The sequence below is a fragment of the Isoptericola sp. NPDC060257 genome (assembly GCF_042726645.1).
Lineage (GTDB): Bacteria > Actinomycetota > Actinomycetes > Actinomycetales > Cellulomonadaceae > Isoptericola > Isoptericola nanjingensis.
This window is the reverse complement of record NZ_JBHXAW010000132.1, coordinates 1-11,231: the sequence shown is the minus strand read 5'-3', so window position 1 is coordinate 11,231 and position 11,231 is coordinate 1. Positions and strand designations below refer to the sequence as shown.

The 11,231-nt window shown below is 75.7% G+C and carries 9 protein-coding genes; 4 read left to right on the top strand and 5 right to left on the bottom strand.

Annotation, left to right across the window (positions count from 1 at the left end; all coding sequences use genetic code 11):
- Nucleotides 1-103: 103 nt before the first annotated feature.
- The 4 genes from ACFWEK_RS12275 to ACFWEK_RS12260 form a co-directional block, all read right to left on the bottom strand.
- A complete protein-coding gene (locus ACFWEK_RS12275; RefSeq protein ID WP_430554227.1) occupies nucleotides 104-1,879 on the bottom strand; it encodes a cellulase family glycosylhydrolase in 1,776 nt (591 codons plus the stop codon).
- 161 nt (nucleotides 1,880-2,040) lie between these two features.
- Complete coding sequence (locus ACFWEK_RS12270; protein WP_430546970.1) at nucleotides 2,041-2,868, bottom strand: ABC transporter permease; 828 nt, start codon at nucleotides 2,866-2,868, stop codon at nucleotides 2,041-2,043.
- The gene (locus ACFWEK_RS12265; protein ID WP_430554226.1) at nucleotides 2,865-3,818 is read right to left on the bottom strand and encodes an ATP-binding cassette domain-containing protein; all 954 of its coding nucleotides are present in this window, start codon (nucleotides 3,816-3,818) and stop codon (nucleotides 2,865-2,867) included. The genes ACFWEK_RS12270 and ACFWEK_RS12265 overlap by 4 nt, the downstream gene beginning before the upstream one ends.
- Complete coding sequence (locus ACFWEK_RS12260; protein ID WP_430554225.1) at nucleotides 3,815-5,191, bottom strand: FAD-binding oxidoreductase; 1,377 nt, start codon at nucleotides 5,189-5,191, stop codon at nucleotides 3,815-3,817. Before ACFWEK_RS12260 ends, ACFWEK_RS12265 begins: the two co-directional genes overlap by 4 nt.
- Nucleotides 5,192-5,415: 224 nt before the next feature.
- Here ACFWEK_RS12260 and ACFWEK_RS12255 point away from each other — a divergent pair, with 224 nt between their 5' ends.
- From ACFWEK_RS12255 to gap, 4 genes are all read left to right on the top strand, one after another.
- Complete coding sequence (locus ACFWEK_RS12255) at nucleotides 5,416-6,234, top strand: sensor histidine kinase (RefSeq protein ID WP_430554224.1); 819 nt, start codon at nucleotides 5,416-5,418, stop codon at nucleotides 6,232-6,234.
- Nucleotides 6,231-6,908 (top strand): response regulator, encoded by a 678-nt coding sequence (locus ACFWEK_RS12250; RefSeq protein ID WP_430546966.1) that lies wholly within the window; start codon nucleotides 6,231-6,233, stop codon nucleotides 6,906-6,908. The genes ACFWEK_RS12255 and ACFWEK_RS12250 overlap by 4 nt, the downstream gene beginning before the upstream one ends.
- Nucleotides 6,909-6,937: 29 nt before the next feature.
- Entirely contained in the window at nucleotides 6,938-7,909 is a 972-nt protein-coding gene (locus tag ACFWEK_RS12245) for a GlxA family transcriptional regulator (protein WP_430554223.1), read from the top strand.
- Between the two features lie 107 nt (nucleotides 7,910-8,016).
- Nucleotides 8,017-9,015: a type I glyceraldehyde-3-phosphate dehydrogenase gene (gene gap, locus ACFWEK_RS12240; RefSeq protein WP_430554222.1), complete on the top strand. Its 999-nt coding sequence runs from the start codon at nucleotides 8,017-8,019 to the stop codon at nucleotides 9,013-9,015.
- Between the two features lie 23 nt (nucleotides 9,016-9,038).
- Here the strand turns inward: gap and ACFWEK_RS12235 are convergent, their stop codons facing one another.
- On the bottom strand, nucleotides 9,039-11,156 hold the full coding sequence (locus ACFWEK_RS12235; protein WP_430554221.1) for an alpha-glucuronidase: 2,118 nt from the start codon (nucleotides 11,154-11,156) through the stop codon (nucleotides 9,039-9,041).
- Nucleotides 11,157-11,231 lie beyond the last annotated feature (75 nt).

The following is an 11,231-nucleotide window of genomic DNA, read 5'->3' as shown; positions in this document are numbered from 1 at the left end:
CTCGCCGGGGTCCCCGCCCCCCCCCTCTGCACCTCGGTGTGTTATTTTCCCCAATTTGGGGCCTTTGGTGGATCAATTCAGCACGCTCGATGCAGACGGCGGGTCAGCCGACGGTGCCGGTGACCGTGTCGCCGCTGCGCGTCACGGTGTACTCCACGGTGTCCCCGCTCCAGAAGTGGAACGTCAGCGAGACGGGCTCGCCGTCGCGCAGGGTGGCGAGGTAGGCCGGGCGCAGCAGGACGGCGCCGGCCTCCTCGTCCGGGGCGAACGACGCGTCGAACTCCTGGAACGGCGTCCAGCTCTGCGGGCCGGCGCCCGTGCCGTCGGCGTACACGGAGGCCATGGTGGCGAGGCGGTCGCCGCGGAACTCCGTGGGGATCGACACGCCGCCGGCCACGGTGCCCGTGGCGTCGGCGAGCACGGGGGTGTCGGCCGCGATCACGTGGATCCGCCACGGCACCCCCGCCGAGAAGCGCGCCTCGAGCGTGGCGTGCTCGCCGTACGCGCCGTCGCCGACCAGCCGCGTCAGGTAGTCCGCCGCGAGGGTCACCTCGTCGCCCGCGACGGCGGCGTCCGCGGCCGGGACCGGCTCGCCGTCGAGGAACAGCCCCTCGAGCTGCGTGCCGTGCGGCTCGAGCGTGACGGTCTGCGCGGCCACGTCGCCCGGGCGGACGAACACCTGGTCGGTGGAGGCCGTGCCGGACCGGGTGGTCCAGCTCGACGAGATCTGTGCCCACAGCTCGGGGTCGCTCCACGTGAACCCGGTGCGGTCGAGGTGCTGCCCGTTGTCCCAGAGCATGGTCGTGACGCCCGCCTGGCGAGCCTGGTGGCCGAGCTCCTCGAAGAACGTCAGCTTCTCGCCCTGCTCGATCGTGCCGGTGTGGCGGTCGAAGCCGAGCAGCCCGTACTCGCCGAGGATCACCGGGACCCCCTGGTCGACGAACGTGGCGCGCACGCGGTCGAACGTGCCCGTCATGTCCGCCAGGGCGACGTCGTCGAACCGGGTGCCGCCCGCGACGTTCACGCTGAACGGCCAGTAGCCGTAGTAGTGCACGGTGGCGGCGAGGTTCGGGTCGTCGAGCTCGGCGATGGTGCCGGCGAGCGCGTCGAGCCGCTCCTGCCCGGCGTTGGTGTGCAGCGTGGGCAGCACGAGCACGCGGTCGGCGTTGCCGCCGCCGGACGCCCGGACCACCTCGTGGAACACGGTGTTGAGGTCGTCGAGCAGCACGTCGCCCTGCGCGTCGTCGACGCCGGCGAACTGGGGCTCGTTGAGGCTCTCGAAGAGCAGCCCGGCCGGGTGGTCGCGGAAGCGCTCGGCGAGCTGCTCCCACGTGGCGCGGAAGCGGTCGCGGACGCCGTCCGGGTCGGAGGACATCGCGTTCGTCCAGATCCACGAGTCGTGGTGGATGTCGAGCAGCACGTACAGGTCCTCGGCGAGCGCCTGGTCGACCACCTCCTCGACGCGGTCGAGGTACGCCGCGTCGAGGGTGAAGTCCGGGGCGCCGCCCTGGTGGTCGTCCCAGGTGACCGGGACGCGGATGCTGCGGAACCCCTGGTCCTTGACGGCGGCGATCAGCTCGGGCGTGACGCGCGGGTTGCCCCAGGCGGTCTCGTCCGCGCCTACGGAGTCGAGCGAGTTGCCGAGGTTCCAGCCCGGCTGCATCGCGGCCACCGTCTCGGCCGCGTCGGCGGCGCGGTGCGGGTGCGCGGGGTGCGCCGGATGCGCGGGGTGCGCCGGATGCGTGGGGTGCGTGGGGTGGGCCGGGTGTGCGGGGTGCTGCGGGTGCGCCGGTGCGGCGCCGGCCGGGGCGGCGAGCCCGGCGGCGAGCGCGAGGCCCGCCGCGAGCGCGGTGAGCGTCGTCCTGAGCGGTCGTTTCACGGTGGTGTGCCCTTCGTCGCGCACGGGTGGTGGACGTCGCGCCCCGACCGCCGGTGGACCGTCGCGCCCTCCGGATGTCGAAGCGCTTCGACGACCCTTCCGGGCTCGCCGTCGCCCTGTCAAGGACCTGAAACGTTTCGGATCCGCCGCGTCGCCGGCCGTCAGACAACCCGGCGGTAGACCACCACGGCGGCGGTGCCGAAGACGGCGAGGAAGGCCGCGCTCCAGAGCAGGGTGGCGGTGACCGGCCCGGCGACCGGGCCGCCGAGCAGCAGGCCCTGGCTGGCCTCGATCGCCCGGCTCACGGGGTTCACCCCGGCCCAGGCCTGCAGCCAGCCCGGCATCGTCTCGACCGGCGCCGCCATGCCGGTGCCGAACACGAGCGGGAACGGCAGCAGGAAGCCCACGGTGGACACCATGATCTCGTCGCGCAGCAGCACCGCCACGAGCACGGTCAGCCAGCACAGGGAGAAGCCGAGGACGATCGCCAGCCCGCACGCGGCGAGGGCCGGCAGCAGCCCCGTCTCGACCCGGAAGCCGAGCGCGTACCCGACGCCGAACAGCACGGCGAGGGCGATGACGTACCGGACGCCGTCGGCGAGGACGGAGCCCAGCAGCATCGAGGCGCGCGGCACGGGCATGCTGCGGAACCGGTCGAACACGCCCTTCTTCATGTCCTGCACGATGCTGAGCCCGGTCGCGACCTGGCCCGTGAGCACGGTGGTGAGCACGAGGATCCCGGGGAACAGGTACTGGAGGTACTCCTGCGTGGACCCCGCGACCGCCCCGCCGAACAGGTAGACGAACAGCACCAGGAACACGACCGGCAGGATCACCGCGTCCGCCAGCTCGCCCGGGTTGCGCCGGGTCTTGACGAGGGCGCGGCGCGCCAGGGCGAGGCTGTGCCGGGCGAGCGGCCAGCGGCGCGCGGGCGTCGTGCCGACCCGGTGGGCCGGCGCGGTGGGGGCGGTCGTCGCGGTGGTGGTCATGGTTCCTCCCTCGGGGTGGTGCGGTGGCCGTCGGTCAGGGCGAAGAAGACCTCGTCGAGGCCGGGCAGGCGCAGCGCCAGCTCGGTGACCGCGACGTCCGCGTCCTCGAGCCCGCGCACGACGGCGGCGAACACGCGCTCGTCGTCCACGGACGCCGTGACCGCGCCGCCGCGGGGCGGCGCGACGTCCTGCCCGGTGGCGCGCGCGACGACGACCGCCGCGGTGCCGACCTGGCCCGGGTCGCGCGGGCGCACGACCACCGTCTGCCCGCCGACCTGCTGCTTCAGCCCCGCCGGGGTGTCGTGGGCGATGACCCGGCCGCCGTCGATCACGGTGATCTCGTCGGCCAGGGCGTCGGCCTCCTCCAGGTACTGCGTGGTGAGGAGCACGGTGGTGCCGTCGTCGGCGAGCGACCGGATGGTCTGCCACAGCTCCTCGCGCCTGCCCGGGTCGAGGCCGGTCGTGGGCTCGTCGAGGAACAGGACGCTGGGCGAGCCGACGAGGCTGGCCGCCAGGTCGAGGCGGCGGCGCATCCCGCCGGAGTAGGTGGAGGCGCGCCGGCCGCCCGCGTCGGCGAGCCCGAACCGGTCCAGGAGCCGGGTGGCGCGGGCGCGGGCCTCGGGCGTCGGCAGGTCGAGCAGGCGACCGAACAGCACGAGGTTCTCGACGCCCGTGAGGTCCTCGTCGACCGTGGCGTACTGGCCGGTGAGGCCGATACGGCGCCGCGCCGCGACGGGGTCGCGGCCCACGTCCACGCCGTCGACCGTGGCCCTCCCGGCGTCCGGCCGCAGCAGCGTGGCCAGCACCCGGATGGCGGTGGTCTTGCCCGCCCCGTTGGGCCCCAGGACGCCGAGCACCGTGCCGCGCTCGGCGCGCAGGTCGACGCCGTCGAGCGCCGTCGTCGCGCCGAACCTCTTGACGAGGCCCTCGGCCTCGAACGCGGCGCTCACGACGACGTCCCCGGGCCGGCCACGGCACGGGGCGCGCCGTCGAGGCGGCGCCCGAACAGGGCGCCCGGGTCGTAGGAGCGCTCGACCGCGCGCAGCCGGGCGAGCGTCGCGGGCGGGTACGCCGCGTCCAGGTCGGCCGCGGTGGCGGTGCCCTGGAAGTTCACGTACGCGCCGGTGCCGTGGGCCGCGACGCCGCGCCAGCCGGCCAGCGCGGCCTCGACGTCGGCGTCGGGCGCGTCCTGGGGGACGACGGCGCCGCCCACCACCAGCGCCTCGGCGTCGCGGTGCGCGAAGGCCGTCTCGTCGGGCAGCACCCGCGAGACCGCGCCGCCGAGGGCGCGCAGCGCGAGCGCGAGCGGCCGTGCGCCCGTGGACGCCGCGACGACGGCCGCCACGGCGTCGTCGTCGAGCCGCGGCACCAGCACGTTGCGGCCGACGAGGCGCACCCCCGGCGGGTGGTGGCCGCCCGCGGCGAGGACGTCGGCGTACGGCACGGTCGCGACGTCGTCGGCGAGCACGGTGCCGAGGCGCCGCAGGGGCTCGATCGACCGCCCGGCCGCGGCCGCGTCGTCGTGCGACGCGCACACCAGGACCGACGCGGACGCCGGACGGTCACCCCTGGCCGGCGCCAGCACCAACGTGCTGCTCAGCTCGTCGTCGGCCGTCCGCAGGGCGTCGCGCCAGCCCGCGACGAGGCCGGCCGGGTCGTCGGGGGCGAAGGAGACCGCGCCGTAGCGGACGTCGCCCACGCGGGCCGCGACGAGGTCGAGGCTCGTCACGACGCCGACGTGGCCGCCCCCGCCGCGCAACGCCCAGAACAGGCCCGCGTGCGAGTCCGGGCTCGCCACCACCGTCCGTCCGTCGGCGAGCACCACCCGGGCCCCGACCACGGCGTCGACCGCCAGGCCGTGCCGGCGCACCATCCACCCGATGCCGCCGCCGAGCGTCAGCCCGCCCACACCGACGCTCGCGGTGTCGCCGGAGGAGATCCCCAGGCCGTGCGGCGCGAGCGCCGCCGCGACCCGCCCCCACGTCGCGCCGGTGCCCACGCGCACCAGGCGCCGGTGCGGGTCCACCACCTCGACCGCGTCCAGGTGGCGCAGGTCCACGACGATCCCGCCGTCGTTCGTGGCGTGGCCGGTGAGGCCGTGCCCGCCCGAGCGGACCGACAGCGGCAGCCCCGCGCGGGCCGCGTACGTCACGGCGGCCGCCACCTCCGCCTCGTCGCGGGGGCGCGTGACCAGGGCGGGGGAGCCGGTGGCGAACACGGTGCGTCGCGCGTCGTCGTAGTCGTCGTCGCCGGGGACGACGACGTCGCCCAGCCCGGCGGGGGTGCGCCTGAGTGCTGGGGTGCTCGGTGCCTGGATGCTCATGGCTGTTCTCTCCTCGGTCCTCGGGCGTCCTGCTGAGGGCGTCCTTGCTGATCCGTCGGGTCGATCCTTCGCGGCGGGGGTGCCCCGGCGCGTCCGCCCGTCGGCGACACCTGCGGCTACCGGGCCGGGCGTCGGCCCGGCGTGGTCCTGCCGCGCGGGGAGTACGCGCAGGGTGCTCCCCGCGCCGGATGCGGCGGCTCCCGGGCCGCACCTACGCTGCCGGGATGGGAACGGGACGGGCACGGGAGCGGATCCTCGCGGCGGGCTGGCTGGTGTCCCTCGGCGTCGCCGGCGTGGCGGTGCTCCAGTGGCGCGCGTACGTGCGCGAGGTGGAGCAGCGGGCCGAGGACGCCGAGCGCACGCGCGACGAGGTCGCCCGGCGCCGCGCCGTCGAGGAACGGCTGCGCATCGCCCGCGAGCTGCACGACTCCCTGACGCACAGCATCTCCGTGATCAAGATGCAGGCGGGCGTGGCCGCCCACCTCGCGCGCAAGCGGGGCGAGGAGCCGCCGCCCGCGCTGCTCGCGATCCAGGAGGCCAGCACGGACGCCGCCCGCGAGCTGCGCTCGACCCTCGACGTGCTGCGGCGCGACGGCCAGCCCAACGGGAACGGTCTCGACCGGCTCGGGGCCCTCGTCGAGCGCGCGGAGAACGCGGGGGTGCCCACCACCGTGCGGGTCGTCGGCGCCCGGCGCACCGTGCCTGCCGAGACCGACCAGGCCGCATACCGCGTGGTGCAGGAGGCGCTCACCAACGTCGCCCGGCACGGGGGCCCGGCGGCGACCGCGACCGTGCGCGTGACGTTCGAGGCCCGCGAGCTCACCCTGCGGGTCGACGACGACGGCCGCGGCGCGCCGGGTGCGCCGGAGCCCGGGCACGGGCTCACCGGGATGCGCGAGCGCGTCGCCGCCCTCGGCGGCACGCTCGACGCCGGGCCGCGGGAGGACGGCGGGTTCTCCGTGCGCGTCGCCCTGCCGCTGCCGGCGCCGTCCGGGCTGCCCGCGGCGGCGGCCGGCGCGGGCGAGCCGGCGGCCCGCGCGTGATCCGCGTCGGCCTCGTCGACGACCAGGCGCTCATCCGCTCCGGCATCCGCGCGCTGCTCGACGCGGAGGACGACGTCGAGGTGGTCGCCGAGGGCGCGGACGGGCACGACGGCGTGCGCCTCGCACGCGAGCTGCGGCCCGACGTCGTGCTCATGGACGTGCAGATGCCCGGGCTCGACGGCATCGCCGCGACCCGCGAGATCGCGGCGGACGACGCGCTGGCGGGCGTGCACGTCGTCGTGCTGACGAACTACGGCATCGACGAGTACGTGTTCGAGGCGCTGCGGGCCGGGGCGAGCGGGTTCGTCGTGAAGGACACCGAGCCCGCCGACCTCGTCGAGGCCGTGCGCGCCGCCGTGCGCGGGGACGCGCTGCTGTCGCCGGCCATCACGCGCCGGCTGATCAGCGAGTTCGTGGCCCGCCCCCCGGACGCGATCGCCCCCGACGGCCTCGACCTGCTCACGCCGCGCGAGCGCGAGGTGGTGGCCCTCGTCGCCCACGGCCTGTCCAACGACGAGATCGCCGCGCGGATGGTGCTCAGCCCGCTCACCGCGAAGACGCACGTCAGCCGCGCCATGACCAAGCTCGGCGCCCGCGACCGCGCCCAGCTCGTCGTGTTCGCGTACGAGTCGGGGATCGTCTCCCCGCGCTCGCGTCCCGCCGGCCGCGCGTAGCGGTGCCCGCGCTGCCTACGCTGCCTCCTGTGCCGGAACCGCCCCACCCGCCGGAGCGCCGCCGCCGCGTCGCCGTCCTCGTGCTGGAGGGCGCCAAGCCCCTCGACGTCGGCATCCCCGCGCAGGTCTTCACGACGCGCCCGAGCATGCCCTACGAGGTGCGGGCCTGCGCCGCGGCGCCCGGGCTCGTCACCGGCGGGGACGGCCTCTCCTACCACCTGGACCACGGCCTCGAGGCGTTGGCCTGGGCCGACGTCGTGTTCCTCCCCGGGTACCGGCACCCGGACCGCGACGACCCGCCGCCCGCCGTCGTCGACGCGCTCCTGGCCGCGCACGACCGCGGCGCGCGCCTGGCCGCCATCTCGACCGGCGCGTTCGCGCTCGCGGCCACCGGCCTGCTCGACGGCCGCCGCGCCACGACGCACTGGCACTACACGCGGGCGCTGGCGGCCAAGCACCCGAGCGTGCGGGTGGACGAGAACGTGCTGTTCGTCGACGAGGGCAGCGTGCTCACGTCTGCGGGCGCCGCGTCGGGCATCGACCTGTGCCTGCACGTGCTGCGCGGCGACCTGGGCGTGGCGGCGTCGAACCACGCGGCCCGCCGCCTCGTCGCGGCGCCGTACCGCAGCGGCGGCCAGGCGCAGTACGTGCCCCGGAGCGTGCCCGAGCCGCTCGGTGAGCGGTTCGCCGCCACCCGCGAGTGGGTGCTGCACCACCTGACCGAGGACCTCGCCCTCGAGGACCTGGCCCGGCACGCGGCCGTCTCGCCGCGCACGTTCTCGCGCCGGTTCGCCGACGACACCGGGTACACGCCGATGGCCTGGGTGCTGCGGGTGCGCGTGGACGTGGCGCGCGAGCTGCTGGAGCGCTCGGAGCGCAGCATCGAGCAGGTCGCCGCCGACGTCGGGCTCGGGACGGGCGCGAACCTCCGCGCGCACTTCCGGCGCATCCTCGGCACGACGCCCAGCGAGTACCGGCGCACGTTCGCCCGCGGGGAGTGAGGGCCGGGACCCGGGCATGGCGAGATCCTTGCGGACCGTGGCGTGCGCGCCGGTGTTCGGCGCGTGCGACGGCGGCGAGCCTGGTGGCGACACGAAAGGAGGGGCACATGACCCGCATCGCCATCAACGGGTTCGGCCGCATCGGGCGCAACGTGGTCCGAGCACTGCTCGAACGCGACAGCGACCTCGAGCTCGCCGCCGTCAACGACCTCACCGAGCCCGCGGCGCTCGCCCGGCTGCTCGCCTTCGACACCACGGCCGGCCGGCTCGGCCGCCCGGTCACCGCCGAGGACGACGCGATCGTCGTCGACGGTCACCGCGTCGCCGTGCTGGGGGAGCGCGAGCCCGGCGCCCTGCCGTGGCGCGAGCTCGGCGTCGACGTCGTGCTCGAGTCCACCGGCCGCTTCACCTCCGCCGACGCGGCGCGCGCCCACCTCGACGCCGGGGCGCGCAAGGTGCTCGTGAGTGCGCCGTCCGCCGGCGCGGACGTCACGCTCGCCCCCGGCGTCAACACCGGCGCCTACGACCCGGCCGCGCACACGGTCGTCTCCAACGCGTCGTGCACCACCAACGCGCTCGCGCCGCTCGCGTCCGTGCTCGACGACCTCGCCGGCATCGAGCACGGGTTCATGACCACCGTGCACGCCTACACCCAGGAGCAGAACCTCCAGGATGCCCCGCACCGCGACCCCCGCCGCGCCCGCGCCGCCGCCGTGAACATCGTGCCCACCACGACCGGCGCCGCCAAGGCGATCGGGCTGGTGCTGCCGCGCCTCGACGGGAAGCTCTCGGGCGACTCGATCCGGGTGCCCGTGCCGGTGGGCTCGATCGTCGAGCTGAACGCCGCCGTCGCGCGCGACGTGACGCGCGAGGACGTGCTCGCCGCCTACCGGGAGGCCGCGCGGGGACCGCTGGCGGGGGTGCTCGAGTACTCCGAGGACCCCCTGGTGTCGTCGGACATCACGGGCAACCCGGCGTCGGCGGTCTTCGACTCCCTGCTGACGCGCGTCGACGGCCGGCACGTGAAGGTCGTGGCCTGGTACGACAACGAGTGGGGGTTCTCCCACCGCGTGGTCGACACCCTGGAGCTGCTCGCCGCGGGCTGACCCGGCCACGTGGGCCGCTCGGCTCAGTGGATCGTGCGGCCGTGGGCGTCGGGGATCCCGGACTTCCGGAAGAAGTACGTGTTCAGCTGGTCGCGCCACTCGACGGCCGACCGCAGCTGCTCGGCGAGGCGCTCGCGGACGCGGGCGTCGACGTCGGGCGGGAGCGCGCCGGGGACGAGGTCGGCCAGCGACTCCCACGCCGCGACGGCCTCGCGCACCCGCTCGACACCCGCGAAGTGCGTGTCGTAGACGTGCTGGACCACGGTGACGCCGGAGCGCAGCACGTGCGTGTACGGCACGTGGTGGAAGAACAGCAGCAGCTCGTCGGGGCAGGTCGCGAGGTCCTCGTAGACGTCACGCCAGGGCGCCGGGTACTGGCCCGTGAACCCGGTCCCCGTGGCCCGGGTGCGGTCCACGCCGATGCCGTCGCGGTCGGCGAAGTGGTACGTGCCCCACGGCGTGTACTCGTAGCCGTCCACGTCCGGGCCGTAGTGGTGGCCGGGGCGCACCATGAAACCGACGCCCAGCGGCGCGGTGTACGACTCGTAGGTGCGCCACGAGTCGTCGAGCACCGCGTGCAGCGCCTCGCGGACCCGCGGCTCGACGCCGCCGTCCGGCCCGGCGAAGGTCAGGCCGACCCACTCGTCGAGGATGGCCGCCGGGTCGAGCGTCGGGTCCCACGCCAGCCGCCCGAAGGCGTACAGGTTCGCCTGCGCCAGCGGGTGGCCGGTCCAGAACCGGTCGTCGCCCACGTTCGAGACGGCGGCGATCCCCCCGCCCCCGGCATCCGCGACCGCGGCCGGCGCGGACGGGCCGCGCCCGGCGACGACGTCGCGCACCGCGGCGCCGTCCGCGCTCTCTCCCCACGGCCGGAAGCCCAGGTTCTCGCTCCACCACGGCGCGAGGTAGCACGCGTGCCGCTGCTGGCCCGTGTACTCCTGCGTCACCTGCAGCTCGAGGGCCAGCCGGGTGGCGGGCATCCCCGCGAGGACCGGCGAGACCGCCTCGCGCGTCTGGAAGTCGATCGGGCCGTGCTTGACCTGCACCACCACGTTGTCCGCGAACCGGCCGTCCAGCGGCGCGAAGTGGTCGTACGCGGCGCGGGCGCGGTCGGTGGAGCGGTCGCGCCAGTCCTGCGCGTGGTCGTAGACGAACGCCCGCCAGTGCACGACGCCGTCGTGCGGGGCGACCGCCTCGGCCAGCAGGTTCGCGCCGTCGGCGTGGTCGCGCCCGTACGCGAACGGCCCCGGCTGGCCCTCGGAGTCGGCCTTGACGACGAAGCCGCCGAAGTCCGGGACCGCGGCCCAGACGCGGTCGGCGGCGGCGCGCCACCAGGCGCGGACGTCGTCGTCGAGCGGGTCGGACGTCGTGAGGCCGCCGAGCGTCATCGGCGCGGCGAAGCTCACGGCGAGGTGGGTGCGCACGCCGTACGGCCGCAGGGCGGCCGCGACCCGCGCGACCTCCGGCAGGTCGTCGGTGAGCAGCCGCGCCTCGCGGGCGTGCACGTTGACGTTGTTGATGCAGACCCGGTCGACGCCCGTCGCGGCGAGCAGGCGCGCGTAGGCCGTGACGCGGGACAGGTCGTCGCGCACCCGGCCGTCGGCGTAGAAGATCGACCCGCCCGAGTACCCGCGCTCGACCTGCCCCATCACCGGGTGCACGTCCACGTTGTCCCAGTGGTCCAGCACGCGCAGCGCGAACGCGGGGGCGTGCCGCTCGTCGACGTCGGGCCCCGTGAACGCCGTCTCGCCGAGCCGCACCACGTGGAACCAGCCGTGCAGCAGCGCCGTCGCCGTGGCCGCCGTGACGGTGACCCGGCCGCCGTCCCGCACGATCCGGAACCCGGACTCGACATCGAGCGTGCTGACGTGATCCTTATTCAGGCCGTTGGAGGAGGAATCCAGCACGCTCGATGCCTCGAGGAGGATGTCGGGGGAGTCGTCGGGGCCGACGACGGCGCCGCCGTACGCGGACGTCGCGCGCTCCGCCTCGCGGCGCACGGTGACGAGCACCTCGTCGTCCGGTGGGCCGACGACGGCGACTCGGCGTCGCCCGGCGGCGGCCAGCGCGCCGTCGGGCAGCCAGGCCGCGTGCGGCGCGGGGTCGACAACGATTTCGGACGACGTCGTCTCGTCGGGCATGACAGGCCTCTCGGTCGGGTTTTCGACAAGCTCAACCGGCGGGTCGACCGGTCGGGCCCGTCGAGACGTCAGGTC